At 72.4% G+C, this 19,112-nt stretch carries 16 protein-coding genes and 2 tRNA genes; 15 read left to right on the forward strand and 3 right to left on the reverse strand.

Features of this window, described 5'->3' with window-relative positions; genetic code table 11:
* The first annotated feature begins 186 nt into the window (after positions 1–186).
* Genes ABD343_RS25575 through ABD343_RS25610 form a run of 8 tightly spaced genes read left to right on the forward strand, consistent with a single transcriptional unit; the run spans position 187 to position 11,409 of the window.
* Complete coding sequence (locus tag ABD343_RS25575) at positions 187–1,422, forward strand: glycosyltransferase family 4 protein (protein ID WP_344531674.1); 1,236 nt, start codon at positions 187–189, stop codon at positions 1,420–1,422.
* Positions 1,423–1,429: 7 nt separating this feature from the next.
* Positions 1,430–2,158, forward strand: coding sequence for a class I SAM-dependent methyltransferase (locus ABD343_RS25580; protein ID WP_344531675.1), 729 nt, complete (start codon positions 1,430–1,432; stop codon positions 2,156–2,158).
* Complete coding sequence (locus ABD343_RS25585) at positions 2,155–6,669, forward strand: alpha-(1->3)-arabinofuranosyltransferase domain-containing protein (RefSeq protein WP_344531676.1); 4,515 nt, start codon at positions 2,155–2,157, stop codon at positions 6,667–6,669. Before ABD343_RS25580 ends, ABD343_RS25585 begins: the two co-directional genes overlap by 4 nt.
* Positions 6,666–8,180, forward strand: a complete 1,515-nt coding sequence (locus tag ABD343_RS25590) for a condensation protein (RefSeq protein WP_344531677.1) — start codon at positions 6,666–6,668, stop codon at positions 8,178–8,180. Before ABD343_RS25585 ends, ABD343_RS25590 begins: the two co-directional genes overlap by 4 nt.
* Positions 8,177–9,001, forward strand: a complete 825-nt coding sequence (locus ABD343_RS25595) for a class I SAM-dependent methyltransferase (RefSeq protein WP_344531678.1) — start codon at positions 8,177–8,179, stop codon at positions 8,999–9,001. The genes ABD343_RS25590 and ABD343_RS25595 overlap by 4 nt, the downstream gene beginning before the upstream one ends.
* Positions 9,001–10,395 (forward strand): DMT family transporter, encoded by a 1,395-nt coding sequence (locus tag ABD343_RS41030; RefSeq protein ID WP_425578268.1) that lies wholly within the window; start codon positions 9,001–9,003, stop codon positions 10,393–10,395. The genes ABD343_RS25595 and ABD343_RS41030 overlap by 1 nt, the downstream gene beginning before the upstream one ends.
* Entirely contained in the window at positions 10,385–10,630 is a 246-nt protein-coding gene (locus tag ABD343_RS25605; protein ID WP_344531679.1) for a Trm112 family protein, read from the forward strand. Before ABD343_RS41030 ends, ABD343_RS25605 begins: the two co-directional genes overlap by 11 nt.
* On the forward strand, positions 10,627–11,409 hold the full coding sequence (locus ABD343_RS25610; protein ID WP_344531680.1) for an FkbM family methyltransferase: 783 nt from the start codon (positions 10,627–10,629) through the stop codon (positions 11,407–11,409). The genes ABD343_RS25605 and ABD343_RS25610 overlap by 4 nt, the downstream gene beginning before the upstream one ends.
* Before the next feature lie 35 nt (positions 11,410–11,444).
* Here the strand turns inward: ABD343_RS25610 and ku are convergent, their stop codons facing one another.
* Positions 11,445–12,542: a non-homologous end joining protein Ku gene (ku, locus tag ABD343_RS25615; RefSeq protein WP_344531681.1), complete on the reverse strand. Its 1,098-nt coding sequence runs from the start codon at positions 12,540–12,542 to the stop codon at positions 11,445–11,447.
* A 30-nt stretch (positions 12,543–12,572) separates the two neighbouring features.
* On the opposite strand from ku, the gene ligD reads away from it, so the two are divergent.
* A complete protein-coding gene (gene ligD / locus ABD343_RS25620) occupies positions 12,573–13,499 on the forward strand; it encodes a non-homologous end-joining DNA ligase (RefSeq protein WP_344531682.1) in 927 nt (308 codons plus the stop codon).
* Positions 13,500–13,564: 65 nt separating this feature from the next.
* Here the strand turns inward: ligD and ABD343_RS25625 are convergent, their stop codons facing one another.
* Positions 13,565–13,879 carry a YtxH domain-containing protein gene (locus ABD343_RS25625; protein WP_344531683.1) on the reverse strand — a complete coding sequence of 105 codons (315 nt, stop codon included), beginning with the start codon at positions 13,877–13,879 and terminating at the stop codon, positions 13,565–13,567.
* Positions 13,880–14,034: 155 nt separating this feature from the next.
* On the opposite strand from ABD343_RS25625, the gene ABD343_RS25630 reads away from it, so the two are divergent.
* The 5 genes from ABD343_RS25630 (at position 14,035) to ABD343_RS25650 (ending at position 16,104) form a co-directional block, all read left to right on the forward strand.
* Positions 14,035–14,107: transfer RNA gene (locus ABD343_RS25630), tRNA-Asn, on the forward strand.
* Between the two features lie 200 nt (positions 14,108–14,307).
* Positions 14,308–14,384, forward strand: a tRNA-Ile gene (locus tag ABD343_RS25635).
* Positions 14,385–14,530: 146 nt separating this feature from the next.
* Positions 14,531–14,764 carry a hypothetical protein gene (locus ABD343_RS25640; protein WP_344531684.1) on the forward strand — a complete coding sequence of 78 codons (234 nt, stop codon included), beginning with the start codon at positions 14,531–14,533 and terminating at the stop codon, positions 14,762–14,764.
* A 6-nt stretch (positions 14,765–14,770) separates the two neighbouring features.
* Complete coding sequence (locus ABD343_RS25645; protein WP_344531685.1) at positions 14,771–15,403, forward strand: Clp protease N-terminal domain-containing protein; 633 nt, start codon at positions 14,771–14,773, stop codon at positions 15,401–15,403.
* Between the two features lie 170 nt (positions 15,404–15,573).
* A complete protein-coding gene (locus tag ABD343_RS25650; RefSeq protein WP_344531686.1) occupies positions 15,574–16,104 on the forward strand; it encodes a hypothetical protein in 531 nt (176 codons plus the stop codon).
* Positions 16,105–16,279: 175 nt separating this feature from the next.
* Here ABD343_RS25650 and ABD343_RS25655 read toward each other — a convergent pair whose 3' ends face one another.
* The gene (locus tag ABD343_RS25655) at positions 16,280–17,368 is read right to left on the reverse strand and encodes a MalY/PatB family protein (protein WP_344532242.1); all 1,089 of its coding nucleotides are present in this window, start codon (positions 17,366–17,368) and stop codon (positions 16,280–16,282) included.
* 293 nt (positions 17,369–17,661) lie between these two features.
* Between ABD343_RS25655 and ABD343_RS25660 the strand changes: the two genes are divergently transcribed.
* Positions 17,662–19,068, forward strand: a complete 1,407-nt coding sequence (locus ABD343_RS25660; RefSeq protein WP_344531687.1) for an FGGY family carbohydrate kinase — start codon at positions 17,662–17,664, stop codon at positions 19,066–19,068.
* Positions 19,069–19,112 lie beyond the last annotated feature (44 nt).

The raw sequence follows: 19,112 nt of genomic DNA on the forward strand, positions 1-19,112 counted from the left end.
AGTGATGAAGTATCAGTCCGATTCAGCGCCAAAATTGTCACCCCGGTGAGTAGCCACTCACGAACGGCGCGACGAACACTGAGCCATCCAACGTGCACCGCCCCCGCACACCCCCTGCGCACAGCCCCCGCACCGCGCACGCAAGGACTGGTCCCTACCGCACCCTGAGAACGAGTTGGAGCACGCATGCCCCAGCACGTACGACACTCCCTGGTCCCCCCACACGGCCCCCACGCCGCCTCCGCGCCCGTCGCGTCCGTCCCCACCGGCGCGCCCCACCGCAGGCAGCGTGCGACCGATCCAGGGTCCCCGCGCCGCATCGTGTTCCTGGCACGGCGTGATCTCGGCAATCCGGCCGCAGGCGGCTCCGAGCTGCTCATCGACCGGATAGCCGAGGGGCTCACCGCACACGGCCATCAGGTCACCCTCCTGTGCGGCGGCCCCGCCGCCTACCGCGACTACCGTGTCGTCTCCGCAGGGAGCGACGCGGGCCACTTCCTGCGTGCCCGCAAGGCCTTCGCCCGCCAGATCGGCGACTGCGACCTGCTGGTCGAGGTCTGCAACGGCATGCCGTACCTGGCGCCGCTGTGGCACCGCGGGCCGACGCTCTGCTTCGTCAACCATGTGCACACCGACCTGTGGGGAATGCGCTACCCGGCCCCCGCCGCCCGTCTGGGGCGCCAGTTGGAGCACTGGGCGCTGGCCCGCAACCACCGTGACAACCTGAAGGTCGCCGTCTCCGGGTCCACCGCCGAGGCGCTCACCCAGCTCGGCGTCCCCTCGGACGAGATACGCATCGTCCACAACGGCGTCGAGGACCCGGGCCCGCTGCACCCCAAGTCGTCCGAGCCGCTGTTCCTCGCCATGGGCAGGCTCGTCGAGTACAAGCGCATCGACCTGCTCCTGCGGCTCTGGGAGCGCGTCAGGCCCGTCACGGGCGGCCGCCTGGTCATCGTGGGCGACGGGCCCGAGAGAGGCCGCCTGGAGGCCATGGCGGGCCCCGACGTGACCTTCACGGGGCACATCAGCGAGGGCGAGAAGCACCAGCTCCTGTGCCAGGCGTGGATGCTGCTCCACCCCTCGCTCGTGGAGGGCTGGGGCCTGGTCGTGACCGAGGCCGCCGCGCGGGGCACGCCCGCGATCGGCTTCGACATCCCCGGGCTGCGCGATTCCGTCGAGGACGGGGCCACGGGCCTGCTCGCCCGGGGCGAGAGCTCCTTCGCCGCGCACTGGTGCGCGCTCGCCCTGTCCGCCGAGCGCCGCGAGGCCCTGGGCCGCGCCGCCGAGCGCAGGGCGGCACGCTACCGCTGGGCGAACACGGTACGGAGCTTCCGTGCCGTCGCCGCCGAGGCGTACGCTCGTGCCGCGTCGGCCAAGGCGTCCCCCCACGCTTCCCCCCAACCGATCTCCGTTGGGCGGTGATACGACCGTGCGGGACCCCTCTATCCGAAGATCCGTCGCTCTCTTCCGCGCCTTCATGCAGGAGCAGGCCGATCCGGAGTACTGCTACGGCCTGCTCGCGCGCGATGCCGCGCAGCAGGTCGAGAAACACGTCCCGCTGAAGGGCGCGACCGTCGTCGACATCGGCGGCGGCAGCGGGCACTTCACCGAGGAGTTCCGCCGCAGGGGCGCGCAGTCGTTCCTGTTCGAACCGGACCCGGGCGAGCTGTACGGGCACGGGCGGAAACCCGAGGGAGCGGTGGTGGCGGACGGCTATCTGCTGCCCCTCGCCGACGGCACGGCGGACGTGACCTTCTCGTCCAACGTGCTGGAGCACGTATCCGACCCGCAGACGTTCCTGTCCGAGATGGTGCGCGTGACGCGCCCGGGCGGGCTCATCTACGTGTCCTTCACCAACTGGTACTCCCCCTGGGGCGGTCACGAGACCGCTCCCTGGCACTATCTCGGTGCCGAGCGCGCCCGCGCCCGCTATGAGCGGCGCACCGGCCGCGCGGCCAAGCACACCCTGGGCGAGAACCTCTTCGCCGTGCACGTCGGGCCCACCCTCCGGCACGTCCGCTCACGCGACGACGTACGGATCGTCTCGGCCCGTTCCCGCTACTGGCCCTTCCTCGCCGGTGCCATCACCCGCGTACCGGGCCTGCGGGAATTCGCCACATGGAACCTCCTTCTCATCCTCCGGCGGTGTCCCTCATGACCACGACCGTCCAGGCGCCTCCCCAGGCCCCGGCTCCCACCCCCGAGCCCGCTCCCCCTCCGGAGCGGCCGCGGAGCCGACGCTGGCTGTTCGGCTTCTGGGCGGTCGTCCTCGTCGCCTTCCTGGCCAAGTCGCCGGGGAAGATGACGTTCGAGACCAAGCTGGGGGTCGCCACCGACCCCTGGCAGTTCCTGGGCGACCTGGGCCAGCTCTGGCACGACAGGGGCGGCTTCGGCGGGATCGCCGACCAGTACGTCGGCTATCTCTTCCCGTCGCTGCCGTACTACGGCCTGACGGACCTGCTCCAGATACCCACCTGGCTGGCGGAGCGGCTGTGGATGTCGCTCATCATCGCCGCCGCCTTCTGGGGCGCTCTGCGGCTCGCCGAGCGGTTCGGTGTGGGCACGTCCCAGACCCGGCTGTTCGGCGCCGCGGTGTACGCCCTGTGGCCGACGTACACCATCGTCGTCGGCTCGACCTCCGCCGCCGCGCTGCCCGGCGCCGTGCTGCCGTGGGTGCTCCTCCCGCTGGCCTCCGTCGCGGTCTCGCCCCGAGTGGCCGCGGCCCGTTCGGCGCTGGCCATCCCGTTCATGGGCGGCGTCAACGCGGCCTCCACCCTCGCCGCGCTGCTGCCCGCGCTGCTCTACGTCGCCAGCCGTACGGGCCGCAGGCGCAAGACCCTGCTCGCCTGGTGGCTGCCCGGCGTCATTCTCGCGACCATCTGGTGGTGGGTGCCGCTCCTCCTGCTCGGCGCGTACGGCGAGGACTTCATGCCGTACGTCGAGAACGCCCAGACGACCACGGGCACCATGTCGGCCACGGAGATGCTGCGCGGCAGCGGCAACTGGACGGCCTACCTGAACTTCGGCGACCCCTGGCTGCCCGCCGGCTGGACGGTCGCCGCGAGCTGGCTCGCGATCCTGGGCGGCGCCTTCGCCGCCGCGCTGGGCCTGGCCGGGCTCGCCCGACGCGACCTGCCCGAGCGGCGCTGGCTCGTGCTGACCGTCGTCACCGTCACCGGCATCATGCTGGCGGGGTACGGCGGCGCCCTGGGCGCACCGTTCTCCGGCGACATCCAGGGCTGGCTGGACGGCTGGCTGCGGCCCTTCCGGAACATCTACAAGTTCCAGCCCGGACTCGCCCTCGCCCTCGTCCTCGGGCTCGCCCATCTGACAGGGGTCGCACTCAGCACGAGAGGCACCCGACCGCTGCCCGGACGGCGCGCCCTCCTGTGGGTGGCGGTGCTGGCCGTCCTGCCGGGACTGTTCCTGCCCTACGCGAACGGTGACATCCTCCAGGCCGGTGCCTTCAAGAAGCTGCCCAAGCACTGGGAGCAGACGGCCGACTGGCTGGAGAAGCACTCGCCCCACACGCGGGCCTATGTGACGCCCGCGACGGCGCACGGCGTCTACACCTGGGGCTCCCCCATCGACCAGCCCCTGGACGTGCTCGCCAAGTCGCCCTGGGCGCAGCGCGACTACGTGCCGTTCGGCACGCCCGGCAACCGCAGGGCCACCGACGCGGTCGAGCAGGCCCTGATGAGCGGCGGCGAGGTGCCGGGCCTGGCCGACTTCCTGGCCCGCGCGGGCCTGTACGACGTGGTGGTCCGCAACGACCTCGACCCCGACCAGATGGGCTATGTGCCGCCCCAGACGGTCAAGCAGACGCTGGAGGCGTCCGGCTACAAGAAGGTCAAGTCCTTCGGCCCGGAGCTGACGGGCGGCCGTATCCCCTCCAACACGCCGCTCCAGGTGGCCGGCTTCTACCCGCGCCAGCGGGCTGTCGACATCTACGAGCCCGTCAAGACGGAACGTCCCAAGGACGTCGCCCTGCACCCCGTGTCGAAGACCGCCCAGGTCAGCGGCGGGCCCGAGTCCCTGCTGCCCCTCTCCGGCGACGACCGTCTCAAGGGCCGTCCGACCGTCCTGACCGGTGACAACCACCCCGGGGTCGCCAAGCCGGACCTCCAGGTCAACGCGGACGGACTGCGCCGCGCGGACACCCGTTTCGGCCTGGTCAACACCAACACCTCGTACACGTACACCGCGAACGAGAAGAACCATCCGGACAGCCTCCAGGACCCCGGGAAGAAGCCGAAGCAGATCCTGCCCACCGAGGGCAAGGGGCATCAGACGGTGTCCGTGCTGCGCGGCGCCAAGTCCGTGACGGCCTCCAGCAGCGGCAACTGGCTCTTCCATCTGCCCCAGTTCGACCCCGTGGGCGCCTTCGACGGCAACCCCGACACCGCCTGGGCGGAGGGTTCGGCGGGCGACCCGGTCGGACAGTGGGTCCGTGCCGACTTCAAGGGGACGGTCGACATCCCGTCCACCCTGAACGTCACGCCTCTTCCCGCCGACCAGACCCGTGCCGCGCCCACACGCGTACGGATCGAGACGAACCACGGCAGCAAGACCAGTGCCCTCCAGACGACGGGCAAGCGGCAGCAGGTCGCGGCGCCCAAGGGCGCGGCCCGCTGGCTGAAGGTCACCATCGTCGCCTCGGAGAACCCCCGCCCCGGTCTGTCCGGTGCGGGCTTCTCCGAGATCTCCCTCCCGGACACGCAGGTGACGCGGCTGCTCAAGCTGCCCACCGACGCGCAGCGGGGCGCCTCGGACAGCGAGCTGATCTCGCTCCACCGCGGCGACGACCCGGGCGGCCTCTCGCCGGTCTCGGCCGAGGTCGGGCTGCACCGCCAGTTCACGACGCAGGAGTCGAGCGAGTACGACGTCCGGGCGCGTGCCCTTCCGGTGCCCAGTGAGGAGCTGGACGAGCTGCTGGACGAGGCGGCCCCCGGATCCCGCGACAGGGTGAGGGCCACCGTCGACTCCACCGCCAAGACGGGCCGTTCGCTCGGCGGGCGCAACCTGGTGGACGGCAACCTGTCCACCGCGTGGATCGCCGGGGACAAGCCGACGATCCGGCTGCGCTGGCCGGAGAAGAAGGAGGTCGACGAGATCGTCCTCGCCGCGGCCGGAGGCATCTCGGCGGCGGCCCAGGAGGTCCGGATCACCTCTCCGGACGGCGCGACCACGGCTGCCGTGGACAAGAACGGGCAGGCCAGGTTCGAGGGCATCGAGACGGACCGGATGACCATCACGGTCACCAAGACGAAGTCCCTCACCGTGCACAACCCGATCGCCGACCGGAACCTCCAGCTCCCCGTGGGCCTCAGCGAGGTCTACGTTCCGGCGCTGGAGGAGTATCGGGTGCTCGCGCCCGACCCGAACGACAAGTTCGAGCTTCCCTGCGGCAAGGGCCCGATGCTCGCCGTCGACGGCACGCTCCACGCCACCAAGGCCGAGGGCAAGGTCCGCGACCTGACGCAGCGGCGCCCCATCGACGTCGAACTGTGCGCGGGCGAGGCACGGAAGGGCAGCCTGGAGCTGGACGCGGGCACCCACACGGTCGAGGCCGGTGACACCGGTCCCCTGGCGCTCACCGACGTGACGCTCGGCCGTGGCGACAGCGGCACGGCCACGGACGACTCCACCTCGGGCACCGGCGCCGGCCAGGCGGCGGCCGCCGACGAGCGTTCCGTCACCACGCACGACTGGAAGGGCGACGAGCGCACCGTCGAGGTCGGTGACGGCCCCGCCTCGTACCTCCAGACGCACGAGAACGCCAACGAGGGCTGGAAGGCCACCCTCAACGGCAAGGAGCTGACCTCGCTCCGTCTGGACGGCTGGCAGCAGGGCTTCCTCGTCCCGGCGGGCGAGACGGGCACCGTCAAGCTGGAGTACGAGCCCTCGGGCCTGTACGAGGGCGGGCTGTTCGCCGGCGGCGCCGGGATCCTGGCCCTGCTCGGCCTGGCGTTCGTCAAGATGCGCGGCGGCAGGCCCCTGGGCGACGACGACACCGACGTGCCGCCGACCGGCCTGGTGCTCGGCACCGTCGTGCTCACCCTCGTCGTCGCGCTGGTGGCGGGCCCGTACGCGCTGATCGTGCCCGCGCTCGCGGTGCTGGCCCGGTTCAAGCCCTGGGTGCTGGTGCCGGTGGCACTGGTGGCCATGGTGGGCGCCGGGGTCCTCGCCGCGGTCGGCGCCGGTACGGCCATCGACGAGGGCAAGGGCGCCTTCGGGCACGTCGCGCAGGCGCTGGCGCTGCTGGCACTGGCCGCGGCACTGGTGACACTGCCGTGGCGGGACCGCGAGCCCGCGCCGGACCTGGTGGCCCACCCCGCGCCGACGACGCCGGTCTTCGGGCCGCGTCCGCCGGAGTTCGGCGGGCCGGAGATGCCGCAGCCGCCCGTGCCGCCTCAGACGCCCGTACAGGCGCCCGCGCCGCCGCCTCCCGCCGGACCCCCGGCCGGGCCGCCCACGCCGCCTCAGACGCCGCCCACGGCCCCTCCGGGGGCGGGAGCGCCCGGCGCGGCCGGTGACGATCCGACGACGACCCGGCTCGGGCAGGTCAGCCCGCCGCCGGGCCGCCCGGACCTGACCAAGCCCGGCGGCGGGGACGAGCCGGACGACGCGAACTACTCGCCGGACCAGGGGGAGGAACCCACTCCATGACGGCACCGCACCGAGGCATCGGGGACAGAGCCGCCGGAGAGCCGGAGACACCGGACCCCGGGAACGGCGGCCTGTCCGGCGTGCCGGGCGACGGCGCGCACGGCGGCGGAACGGGCGGGGACGGGCACGACGCCCCGCGCCCCGCCCCCGCCGCCCCGGCCCCGCGCGGTCCCGAACGGCGCATCCCCTTCCCGACGGTCGACGAGATCACCCGGCACTGCCTCACGGACGACGAGCCGGAGACGGTGCACGTGGAGATCCACCTGCCGTCCCGTCCCGAACCCGACCGGCTGCGCGCCGCGTTCGCCGAGGCGATGCGGCGCCATCCGCGCATCCTGATGCGCGAGGCGCCCACCCGCTGGTGGCGCGCCCGGTACGAGTGGGTGCTCACCAGCGAGCCGGACCGCGACCCCGTCTCGTATCCGGGCGGCACCCTGGAGGAGGCGCGGCGGCGCGCCATCGCGGACTGCCCGTCCCTGGACGCCTCACCGCCGTTCCGCGCGGAGGTCATCGAGCACGACGGCCGGTGGGTGCTGCTGGTCACCATCAACCACACGGCGCTCGACGGGCCCGCCTGTCTGCGCGTGGTCGCCACGGCGGCCGAACTGTACGGCGGCGCGGACAACTCGCCCGCGCCGCCGCCCGTACGGAAGCCCGCCCGCGCCGACGGCACGGAGGGCGGGCACGCGGATCCCGAGCCGTCGACGTCCCACTGGACGCGCCCCGCGCGGGTCGCCGCTGACACGCTGCACCCGGGAGCGCCGGGCAACGGCATGCTCATCGCTGACCTGCCGGTCCCCGCACGGCCGCCGCGCGAGCCCGGGAAGCCGAGCGCGTACACGGTCAACGACCAGCTCCTGGTCGCCACTTGGATCATGGTCGCCCGCTGGAACCGGCTGCACGAGCAGCCCCAGCGGCCGGTCCGCATCACCATGCCCGTCGACGACCGTCCGCGCACCATGGAGATGCCCATCGGGAACGGGACGCGCCTGGTGGAGGTCACGTTCGGCGCGGAGGAGCGCGAGCTGCACGACACGCTGACCGCGCCCGGCGCACCGGACCGCGCGGCCATCACGCGCATGCTCCGCGTGACCTCGGCCCGTACGCGTGCCCTCAAGGCGGCCGACAGGCCCCAGCTCGGCTTCAGCGGCGACCTGCTGACGGCGCCGGTGCTGCCCATCGGGCTCCGCGCGGCGGGCATCCGCACCCTCCGCAACGCCGCGGGGCCCTGGGCCTCCAGCACGCTGCTGTCCAACATCGGACGCATCCCCTACCCCCTCGACTTCGGGGACGCGGGCCGCGCCGAGGCCGTCTGGTTCTCCGCCCCCGGGCGGATGCCGCGCGGCCTGTCGGTGACCACGGTCTCCACGGGCGGGCGGCTGCAGCTCGCGCTGCGCTGGTCGCACGCCCGCCTCGACGACGCCGCGGGCAACCGTCTGGGGGCGCTCTTCGCGCGCGCCCTGGACTCCACGGCGTACATACCGGAAGACCAGGAGGGAGAGGGCCGATGACCGGAACGGCGACGAACGACTCGTCCCAGGCCGGGACCCCGACCGATGCCGGAACCGGGACCGGCGCCGGTGCGGACGCCGGAGCCCGCCCCAGCAGCCTCCAGCAGCTCTACGAGGACCCGCAGACGCCCGTCGCCTCGGGGCCCGACAGGTCGCGCCGCCAGGCGGCGATCCTCGCGCGGGCCCTGGGCAGCACGCCCGGCACCATCCTGGACATCGGCTGCGGCGACGGCACGGCGGCGGCCACCGCGTCCCGTACGCTCCACCGTCACCGCATCGTGGGCGTCGACTGGTCCCAGGACGCGCTGCGGCGCGCCTCCGACCATCTGACGGCGGTGCGTGGCGAACTGTCCGAGCCGGGGCTGCCGTTCCGTACGGGCTCGGCCGACGCGGTCCTCTTCTCCGAGGTGATCGAGCACCTGGTGGACCCGGACGCGGCACTGGACGAACTGCACCGCGTGCTCCGCCCCGGCGGCCATCTGCTGCTGTCCACGCCGAACCTGGCCGCCTGGTACAACAGGGCGCTGCTCCTGTTCGGCACGCAGCCCGTCTTCTCCGAGGTGTCCCTGCGCGGCATCCACGGCCGTCCCGGCTCCCAGGTGGTCGGCCACCTGCGGCTGTTCACGGCGCGGGCGCTGCGCTCGATGCTCCCTGCCGCCGGGTTCGAGGTCGTCCGTATCACCGGCGCCCCGTACCACGACGTGCCCCGTCCCTTCCGGCCGTTGGACAGGGCCGCGTGCCACACGCCCTCCCTGGCCTCCATCCTGCTCGTCCATGCGAGAGCCGTACGCCGACCGGCCCCCGCGGAGGGCGCCTCCTGATGCTGTGGGGCGTCGCGGCGGCCCTGGTCGCCAATCTGCTCTTCAGCGCGGGCTTCGTCATCGAGAAGCGGGCGCTGTCCTCCCTGCCGCCCCTGTCCGCGGGACGTCCCGCGCGGCTGGTGCTGCACCTGCTGCGCAGCCCCCTGTGGATCGTCGGCGCCGGTTCCCTGCTGCTGGGGTTCGCCGCGCAGCTCGCGGTCTACCGGACGCTCCCTCTGGTCGCCGCGCAGGGACTCTTCGTCACCGGCCTGGTGATGCTGCTCCTCCTGTCGACGTTCTTCCTGGGCGAGCGGGCGAGCGGCCGGGAACGACAGGGCATGGCGGCGATCCTGGGTGCCCTGGTGATGATCGTGTTCTCCCTGCACAACAGCAAGGAGACGATCAGCAGGATCGCGCCCGTACCCGTCCTGCTCATGATCTGCCTGCCCTCGCTCGCCCTGGGCGTAGGGCTGTTCCTTTCCGCCGAGCGCCGTTCCAAAAGGCGGCACCGTCTGCCGACAGCGGGCGTCCCGTACGGCGTCGCCGTCGGGTTCCTCTACGGGGTCAGCTCTCTCGCCATCAAGGGCGTGGCCGGACTGCTGGACTTCGCCGACATCGGCGGCACCGTCCGGGCCCTGCTGACCTCTCCGTATCCGTACATCCTTCTGTTCACCGGTTCGACGGGTCTCGTCCTGTCGCAGACGGCGCTCCAGCGCTGCCGCGCCTCCCTGATCGTCCCGGTGTGCACCACCGTCAACTTCCTCTACGCCACGATCAGCGGCACCGTCGCCTTCGACGAACCGCTCCCCTCCGAGCCCCTCCGGCTCGGCCTGCGGCTCGGCGGCGCGGCGCTCGCGATCTCCGTCCTGGTGACCCTGCCCCGCCACGAGCCGGAGGCGGCGCCGAACGGGGAGGGCGGGCCACAGGACGTACCGAAGCCCGAACTTCCGGCGGCGGAACGGGCGATGGCCGAGGGTGAGGACAGCGGCCGGGACAGCGGCGTCGGCGGCGAAGGTGCCACGGGGGCTCACGAAGCACCCGCGTCAGCATCCGGGCCCGAGCCTGAGTCCGAGTCCGAGTCCGAGTCCGAGCCCGAGTCCGACTCCGGTTCAGGGCCCGCGCCCGAATCCGACTCCGGGCCCGAATCCGACTCCGGTTCGGGGGATGAGCCCGACCCGCCGGGGCCGGATCCGGGCCCCGAGGACCCGCACGACCCTCTCAAGGCCGGGAAACAGCGGCAGAGCGCCCGGGAGGGGAAGGCCGGGGCCACCGCCCCCGGCGAGGAGCCGAAGCGCCCCGAGAAGGCCGCGCCGCACGAACCTCCGGCTCTCCCGCCCGCCGGCCGCCCGCTCTCCGCGACCCTGCCACCAGTCCAGCCCGAGAAAGGCACTGACCATGCCCCGCATGTCCGCTGACGATCCCCTCCTCAAGATCCTTGCCTGTCCCCTCGACAAGGGCCCGCTCACCCTGCTCCAGCCCGAAGAGGCGCTCTACAACCCCCGCCTGCGCCGCCGCTACCCCATCGTGGACGGGATCCCGCAGCTCCTCCCGTCCTCCGGCGAGCCGGTCGGGGACGAGGAGCACGCCCAGTTCCTCAAGCGCGTCGACGGGCCCGACGCACCGGACGCCCCGGAGGACCACCCCTCATGACCCTCGCTTCCCGACTCGGCCCGCATCTCCCCGGGGCCCTGCTGACCCGTGCGACGGACCTGCTCTATCCGCGCTTCGAGCCCGAACTGCGCCGCCTCGCGGACTTCTGCCCGCGCGGGGGCACGGCCGTCGACATCGGCGGCTGGTACGGGCCGTGGACGCGCCGTCTCGCCCGGCGGGCCGACCGCGTGGTCACCATCGAGCCCGTCCCCCATCTGGTCCGTCACCTGCGTGCCGCCGCGCCGCCGAACGCGGAGGTCCTCCAGGCCGCCGCGAGCGACCGTTCGGGCCGCGCCACCCTGTGGCTGCCCCCGGACGGCCGGGGCGACCGGGGCGTCTCCTCGCTCGTACGGCGCGAGGTCCACGACACGGCGCTCGACGTGCCGTGCCTGCCCCTGGACGAGCTGGGTCTCACGGACGTGACCCTGCTGAAGATCGACGTAGACGGCAGCGAACTCGCGGTCCTGCACGGCGCGGAGACCACCGTCAAGCGTGAACAGCCGGCGCTCTTCATCGAACTGGAGCTGCGCATCCAGCCGCTCGCGCCGGTGCTGTCGCTGCTCTCCTCGCTGGGCTACACGGGCTGGGTGCTGCCCGCCCACGACTGGCTGCCCCTGAACGACTTCGACCTGGAGGCGCACCAGCAGCGGACGGCGCACGTGGCGGAGCACGGCCTGCTCCGGCGCTCCCTCGCGCCCCATCGCCGCTACGTGAACTCGGTCCTCTTCCTCCCGGAGGGCCGCCGCCCGGGGACGGACTCCGGGGCCGCGAACGGCTGACCGGAGCCCGGCGCCACGGTCCCCGCCCGCCCCCCTCAGGCGGTCTTCTTCGTCCGCGTGCTGCCGGTGCTCTTCTTCGCGGCCGTCTTCTTGGAGGACGTCTTCTTGGCCGCGGTCTTCTTGGTGGCCGCTGCCCCGGAGGAGGCCGTCTTCTTCGCCGCCGTCTTCTTGGACGAGGCGGACTTCGAGGACGACGCGGACTTCTTCGCGGCCGTCTTCTTGCCGGAAGCCGCCTTACCGCCCCCCGAGGCCGCCTTCTTCCCTGACGACGCGGTCTTCTTGCTCCCTGCCGTCTTCTTCGCGGAGCGTCTGGTCGACAGCTCGTGGACCGTCGCCTCGCCCTCCTCGCGGGTCCCCTTCGCTTCCTTGACGCTCTTCTCCAGGACGGCCATGAGGTCGACGAGCTTGCCGGACCCCTCCCCTGCCCCGGTGCCCTCCCTGGACGCGCTGGGCTCCTTGCCTGCGGCCTTCTCGGCGACCAGTTCCTCCACGGCCGCCCGGTACTCGTCGTGCAGCTCGTTCCAGTCCAGCTCCCCCAGCGTCTCCATCAGGGTGTCCGCGAGGTCCAGCTCGGCGTCCCGTACGGTCACACGTTCCTCGGGGGCGACCCCGCTCACCGAGCGGATCTCGTCCGGCCAGAGCATCGTGTGCAGCGCCAGCGTGTCCTCGTACACCCGGAGCATCCCCAGGCTCTCCCTGCCGCGCATGGCCAGCTTGGCGACGGCCACCTTGCCCGACCGGGTGAGCGCCTCGCGCAGCAGGACGTACGGCTTGTCCGCGCTCTTCCCGTCGGCCGCCAGGTAGTACGAGCGGTCGAGCTGGATCGGGTCGATGTCCTCCTCCGGGACGAACCCGAGGATCTCCACGGTCTTCGCCGTCGGCAGCGGCAGGGCTGCCATATCGGCGTCCGACAGCAGTACGGTCGTACCGTCGCCCGTCTCGAAGCCCCTGCCGATCTCCTCGCGCGGGACTTCCTCCCCGTCCAGCTCGCACACCTTCCGGTATCGGACCCGGCCGCCGTCGGCGGTATGCACCTGGTGGAAGGAGACGCTGTGGTTCTCAGTGGCGGAGACCACCTTGATCGGGATCGAGACCAGCCCGAAGGAAATGGACCCTTTCCAGATGGAACGCATACTTTGTCCCTTCTATGGGACTCTCAGGGTATGCCGCACACGGAGATCGAGGGCCACCGTCTCTCCCTCAGCAACCTCGACAAGGTGCTCTATCCGTCGACGGGGTTCACCAAGGGTGAGGCGATCCACTACTACGCGTCGATCGCGGAGACCGTCCTGCCCCACCTCGAAGGACGCCCCCTGTCCTTCCTCCGCTACCCGGACGGCGTGGAAGGCCAGAAGTTCTTCACCAAGCACGTCCCGCGCGGCACGCCCGAGTGGGTGACCGTGCACGAGATCACCGTCGCCAGCAAGACGCCCATGCACCAGGTCTTCCTCCAGGACAAAGCCTCCCTTGTCTGGGCGGCCAATCTGGCGGCCCTGGAGCTGCACACCCCGCAGTGGCAGGTGGACCACCAGGGACTGGCGGACCGCCTCGTCTTCGACCTCGACCCCGGTGAGGGCGCCGACATCCTGGACTGCCGCACGGTCGCCACCTGGCTGCGCGACCGCACCGCCGAGGACGGCGTGACCCTGCTGCCCAAGACCTCGGGCTCCAAGGGGCTCCATCTGCTCGCACCCATCGAGCGCAGAGACGCGCTGGAGGTGTCGGCGTACGCCAAGAAGCTGGCCCGCGAGGCGGAGGACGGCCTGCCCGACCTGGCGGTCAGCAAGATGGCCAAGGACCTGCGCGGCGGCAAGGTCTTCGTGGACTGGTCGCAGAACTCGGCCGCGAAGACGACGGCGGCGCCCTACACCCTGCGCGCGAAGGAGCGCCCCACCGTCTCGACCCCGGTGACCTGGGAAGAGCTGGACGCGGCGAACTCCGCCGACGACCTCGTCTTCCTCACCACCGACCTGCCGCCCCGCCTCAAGTCGTACGGCGACCTGCTCGCGCCCCTGCTGGACCTCTTCAGCGGGGGCAAGAAGGGCACGAGCAAGGACGAGGGCTTCCGGGCCCGCCTGCCGAAGGCCTAGCCGGACCCGGAAGCCCTGTCCCGGACACCCTGCCCCGGACGCCGAGGCCCCGGCGCTCCGACCCGTCAGGTGTTACTGGGGCCCCAGTCGTCGTCAGCCGGGCCCCTCGCGGGTGCGGTGCGCCGCCCGCCGGACGAGCTGAACCTGTCGGTCACCGCGCCGGGCAGCCGGTGGCCCACCTTCTCGCCCACCGTGCCCGCCGTCTTCGCGGCGGCCCTCCTGCCGGTCAGCGCGGCGGCCTCGCCCACGTTGCGGACGGCCGGGTTCTCGGCGATCCTCCGCGCCCCCTTCCGGAGCTGCTCGTAGCGCTCACGCCCCGCTCGCGTGCCCAGCACATACCCGACGGCCAGTCCTGTCACGAACGTGAGCCGGTACCGCATGGCCAACCCCTTCTCTCGGCTCCCGGGGTGCGTCGCCGTGGCAGTCGCCGTGGCGGCGGCAATACCGATTTCGGAGCACCCCCTGGCATGCGCTAATGTATTCCTCGCCGCAAGGGAACGCCCCCGGAGACGGGGCGCGGGTCCGGGCGGATCGGTCCCGTGTAGCTCAATCGGCAGAGCAGCCGGCTGTTAACCGGCAGGTTACTGGTTCGAATCCAGTCGCGGGAGCACCACCCAAAAGGGCCCCTCCGAGGGGCCCTTTTTCCTGTTCTTCCTCTCCCCGCAAGGAAGTTGGGCCCGAGCGGGAACCGATCACCCCTTGATCGGGGTCCTCACCTGCGTAGATCTCCCCCGGCACGGGCGGCAGATCGTATGAGCAGCTATGCTGCGGCAGACGGCGCGCACAGATGTGCGCGGTGCGCCGTTTCGGGGCGGTAGCTCAGCCGGTTAGAGCAGCGGACTCATAATCCGTCGGCCGTGGGTTCGAGTCCCACCCGCCCCACCACTGCTCAGTCCTGCAGAAACGTTCTGAGCAGCATGAATGCGCCCCTGGGGGCCGCCACCGACCGGTGGCGGCCCCCAGTCGCGTTTTCGGGGAAGTCTCGTCAACCAGGGTTGACATCCGAACGTTGTCATCTTAGGTTGACAGACATGGTCGAACCAGGTGCACAGGAAACCGTGGATACGGCCGAGGCCGCGCTGAACAGTGATCCCCAGGTGGGGCTCAAGGCAGTGGCCGCCCTGCGGCGGCTGGCGGAGCACCTGGAGGCGCTCCAGGTGGACAGCGCGCGGGGCCAGGGCTGGTCCTGGGACGAGATCGGCGCGGCACTCGGAGTGAGCAGGCAGGCCGTGCACAAGAAGCACGCGAAGCGCACAGGGAGGTAGGTGCCCATGTTCGAGCGGTTCACCAAGGAGGCGCGGGACACCGTCCGCCGCGCGCAGGAGGAGGCACGAGATCTGCGGCACGGCTGGATCGGCACCGAGCACCTGCTGCTGGCGTCCCTCCGCCGCCCGGAGCAGCCGGGCGTGGCCACGCTCGCGCGGCTCGGGGTCACCGCCACCTCGTGCCGGGGCGCGGTCGCGGGCGTGGTGTCGGCCAGGAGCGGGGCGCTGGGCCCCGAGGACGCGGAGGCCCTGCGGGCGTTCGGGATCGACCTGGACGAGGTCTCGCGCAAGGCGGAGGAGAATTTCGGTCCCGGCGCACTGCACGGGCCCCTGGACGACCCCGAGCCGGGGCGCCGTCCACGTGGTGTCTTCGGGCGCCGCTCCCGGGACGGCGAGGACGATACCGGCGCGGGGGCCGTCAAGGGGCACATCCCCTTCTCGCCGCGGGCCAAGAAGGCGCTGGAGCTGACGCTGCGCGAGGCCGTCGCGCGCAACGACCGCCGGATCGGCCCGGAGCACCTCACGCTCGCGCTGCTGCGCTCCGACGACCGCATCACCCGGGCCGTGTTCGACCGGCTCGGCATCGCTCCGAAGGACGTACGTGAGCTGGTGCTCGACGATCTGCGGCAAGCCGCGTAGGGCGATCAGCCGTGCGCCGGACGGCAGTTGACGGATTCCTCCGGAGCGGACGTACAACCCCGCGCCACCCCCACGTGTCTCACTGGGTATACGGGGCAACGACCACATACCTCGTATAGACCTTTCATCAGGACTCGTTGAGATTCATCATGAAAGTGGGGGAAAACCTTATGCGTTCCACGCGACTGTCGAAGAGTGCGCTCGCCGCCGTGACCGGCGCGCTGATCCTGCTGCCCGCCGGCGCGGCCTACGCCGGGAGCGGTCCCTCGGCCCCGGCGCCCGAGAAGACCAAGAGGTCGGCGGCGCCCTCGCCCGAGGGCAACCCGGTCAGCACGAAGGCCAAGGCGGCGGGCGTCTGCGACGACGCCGTCGAGATCGGACAGAAGGGGCTGATCAAGCGGAACGGCACGACCATCGCGTCCGTGAAGCAGTTCTACTCGAAGAAGTGCAAGGAGAACTACGGCTACCTGTGGGTGTGGGACAGCTTCCACACCAACGCGAAGCCGTACGACGTCTCGCTCGGTGTCTACAACTACGCCGACGACACGACCCACGGGAAGGGCGACTGGAAGGCCACGACCCAGCAGGAGTTCTGGTCCGTCGGCACGGCGACGGTCGACGACTGCACCTCGGCGTCCGGCTCCCTGCGTCCCTCGGGCTCGCCCCAGGCGTACCAGGCGGTCTCGTCCAAGCGCTGCTGACCCGCTGAGCGGCGTCCGCACGGCTGACCCGCCCTGACCCGTCCCGGCACGACCGCCGGTACGGCAGCACGGAAATACGGCATGGCAGAAGAGGGGCCCGGCACCGTCGCGTGGTGCCGGGCCTCTCGTCGTGGGGAGGGCGCGCAGGGCCCCTGATGTGACATCCGGGCGGGGCTCAGGCCGCCGACGCCATCCGGCGCACGGCCTCCTCCAGCACCTCGGGGGACGCCGCGAGATTCAGCCGTACGTGTCCCGCGCCGCCCGTGCCGAACGACGGTCCGGAGTTCAGGGCCACCCGTCCGCGCTCCAGGAAGACCGCCGCGGGGTCGTCGCCGAGGCCCAGGGCACGGCAGTCGAGCCAGGAGAGGATCGTGCCCTCCTGCGGCCTGTAGCGGACCTCCGGCAGGTGTTCCTCCAGCAGCCGGGAGAGCAGCCGCCTGTTCTCGTCGAGGCCGTCGAGCAGGCTGTCGAGCCATCCGGTCGCGTGCCGCAGCGCGGCGGCGTGGGCCAGGATGCCGACGTGGCTGGGGCCGTGGCTGACCTCCTCGGGCATCGTCGCGAGGTCCACGGCCGCTTCGGGCCCCGCGACGGCGAGGGCCGCCTTGAGGCCCGCCAGGTTCCACGCCTTGGAGGCGGACAGCAGGGAGAAGGCCCGCTCCGCGCCGGGCACGGTGAGGAACGGCACATGGGTCGCGCCCGGCAGCACCACGGGGGCGTGGATCTCGTCGGCGACCACCCGTACCCCGTGCGCGTTCGCCAGGGCGGCCGCACCGGCCAGTTCCTCGGCCGTATGGACCGTTCCCGTGGGGTTGTGGGGGCTGCACAGCAGGAAGGCCGCACGGCGCCCGGACGACGTGGCCTGGGCGAAGGCGGTGTCCAGGGTGGCGTGGTCCAGCCGTCCCTCCGCCGTCAGGGGCGCCTCGATCACCCGTCGGTCCATATGGGAGACGAACTGGTAGAACGGCGTGTAGACGGGCGAGTTGACGACGACCGCGTCGCCCGGGTCCGTCACCAGCCTGAGCACCTCGACGATGCCGAGCATCACGTCCGGCACGATCGCCGTACGGTCCGCGGGGATCCGCCATCCCCAGCGCCGGGCGGCGAAGTCGTCCAGGGCGTCCGCGTAGACCGTGCCCGCCGGATATCCGGTGTCGCCCAGTGCCAGGGCCTCGCGCACCGCGTCGGCGACCGGCTCGGCGACGGGCACGTCCATTTCCGCCACCCACAGGGGCAGCACGTCGGGCGGGTAGGCCCGCCACTTCATGCTGGTGCGCTTGCGCAGGTCCTCCAGGGAGCACCGCAGCAGCGGGTTGGCGGGACGGCCGTCGGCGGACGCGCCGGCCGTCCCGGCACCGGCACCGTCGAGATCGGATATGCGCAACGGAAACCTCTTCCCTCGTCGTCCGACTCGCTCTCGTCGTGCCAGTTCACACGTCCTGACCGCTCCACGCTAGAACGCGTGAGCCCCTCGCGCACCGGGCCCTACGCGGGCGTGCGCCCCGCCCCTCCCCGGGGTCCTGGCACCGGACGGCCGCCCATAAGGCATCATTCCCGTCCATGGGGATAGTCGCGGGGCTGGACAGCTCAGCCGAGTACACAAGCATCGTCGTCTGCGACACGGAGTCGGGCGCCGTCGTCAAGCACGGCCACGCCGAGCACCCCGGCGAGCGCGACGACCCGCAGTCGTGGCTGATCTCGCTCGGCAAGGCGGCCAGCACCGGCCAGCTCGCCGACGTCCAGGCCATCGGGGTCTCGGGACAGCAGCAGGGGCTCATCGCGCTGGACGGCGGGGGCGTGCCGGTGGGCCCCGCACTGGTCGGCAACGACCAGCGGGTGCAGACCTCGGCCGCCGACCTGGTGGACGCGCTCGGCGGGCGCGAGGCGTGGGCGCAGGCCGTGGGCACCGTCCCGCAGGCCGCGCACCCCGTCTCCAAGCTGCGCTGGCTCGCCCGTGAGCAGCCGGAGGCGGCGAGCCGGGCCGCCGAGGTGATGCAGCCGCACGACTGGCTGGTGTGGCAGCTCCTCGGCCGTCCCGCGCGGCGCGTCACCGACCGGGGCGACGCCTCGGGCACCGGCTACTGGTCGGCGGCCACCGAGTCCTACCGTCCCGACCTGGTCGAGCTGGCCCTCGGGCACCAGGTGGGGCTCCCCGAGGTGATCGGCCCGGCCGAGCCGGCGGGCCAGACGCCCGAGGGGCTGCTGATCTCCGCCGGTACGGGCCAGACCATGGCGGCGGCCTTCGGCCTCGGGGTCGGCATCGGCGACGCCGTGATCTCGCTGGGCGCGACGGGCTCCGTCTGCGCCGTCCACCACGAGGCGCTGTCCGACCCGACGGGCACGATCACCTCGTACGCCGACGCCACGGGCATGCACCTGCCCGTCGTGCGGACCCTCAACGCGACGCGTGCCCTGCGCGGCACGGCGGAGCTGCTGAGCACCGACCTGGAGGGCCTGGACGAGATGGCGGCGCGCTCCACGCCGGGCGCGTCCGGTCTGGTCCTGCTGCCCTATCTGGAGGGCGAGCAGACCCCGCAGCTCCCCCACACCGCCGGTTCGCTGCACGGGCTGCGCCGGGAGAGCATGAAGCCCGACTTCCTCGCGCGGGCGGCCGTGGAGGGCATGCTGTGCGGTCTCGCGGACGCGCTGGACGTGCTGCGCGGCCGGGGCGTCCAGGTGCGGCGCGTGTTCCTGCTGGGCCAGGCGGCCGGTCTCGCGTCCGTCCGCGCGGCGGCCCCGGGCCTGCTGGGCGCCCAGGTCGTGGTGCCCGAGCCCGCCGACTACGCCGCGATCGGCGCCGCGCGCCAGGCCGCGTGGGTGCTCGCGGGCGGCGGGCAACCCCCGCAGTGGCCCGCCGCGTCCTGCCAGGTGTTCGAGGCCGGTGAGGAGATGGCGATGGGACAGGCAGTGCGACAGCAGTACGTGACCGTGCGCGAGCAGACGTACCCCGGAGCCTTCTCCGTCTGACAGTCCGGGGCCCTCCCCGTCTGACGGTTCCCTCCGGCGCGGGC

The organism is Streptomyces albiaxialis, from assembly GCF_039530985.1.
Classification (GTDB): domain Bacteria; phylum Actinomycetota; class Actinomycetes; order Streptomycetales; family Streptomycetaceae; genus Streptomyces; species Streptomyces albiaxialis.

Coding starts and splice junctions, on each gene's coding strand:
- ABD343_RS25575 (WP_344531674.1), top strand. CDS start 187: ATGCCCCAGCACGTACGACACTCCCTGGTCCCCCCACACGGCCCCCAC.
- ABD343_RS25605 (WP_344531679.1), top strand. CDS start 10,385: ATGTCCGCTGACGATCCCCTCCTCAAGATCCTTGCCTGTCCCCTCGAC.
- ku (WP_344531681.1), bottom strand. CDS start 12,542: ATGCGTTCCATCTGGAAAGGGTCCATTTCCTTCGGGCTGGTCTCGATC.
- ABD343_RS25625 (WP_344531683.1), bottom strand. CDS start 13,879: ATGCGGTACCGGCTCACGTTCGTGACAGGACTGGCCGTCGGGTATGTG.
- ABD343_RS25610 (WP_344531680.1), top strand. CDS start 10,627: ATGACCCTCGCTTCCCGACTCGGCCCGCATCTCCCCGGGGCCCTGCTG.
- ligD (WP_344531682.1), top strand. CDS start 12,573: ATGCCGCACACGGAGATCGAGGGCCACCGTCTCTCCCTCAGCAACCTC.
- ABD343_RS25590 (WP_344531677.1), top strand. CDS start 6,666: ATGACGGCACCGCACCGAGGCATCGGGGACAGAGCCGCCGGAGAGCCG.
- ABD343_RS25645 (WP_344531685.1), top strand. CDS start 14,771: ATGTTCGAGCGGTTCACCAAGGAGGCGCGGGACACCGTCCGCCGCGCG.
- ABD343_RS25650 (WP_344531686.1), top strand. CDS start 15,574: ATGCGTTCCACGCGACTGTCGAAGAGTGCGCTCGCCGCCGTGACCGGC.
- ABD343_RS25660 (WP_344531687.1), top strand. CDS start 17,662: ATGGGGATAGTCGCGGGGCTGGACAGCTCAGCCGAGTACACAAGCATC.
- ABD343_RS41030 (WP_425578268.1), top strand. CDS start 9,001: ATGCTGTGGGGCGTCGCGGCGGCCCTGGTCGCCAATCTGCTCTTCAGC.
- ABD343_RS25655 (WP_344532242.1), bottom strand. CDS start 17,368: ATGAAGTGGCGGGCCTACCCGCCCGACGTGCTGCCCCTGTGGGTGGCG.
- ABD343_RS25585 (WP_344531676.1), top strand. CDS start 2,155: ATGACCACGACCGTCCAGGCGCCTCCCCAGGCCCCGGCTCCCACCCCC.
- ABD343_RS25640 (WP_344531684.1), top strand. CDS start 14,531: ATGGTCGAACCAGGTGCACAGGAAACCGTGGATACGGCCGAGGCCGCG.
- ABD343_RS25595 (WP_344531678.1), top strand. CDS start 8,177: ATGACCGGAACGGCGACGAACGACTCGTCCCAGGCCGGGACCCCGACC.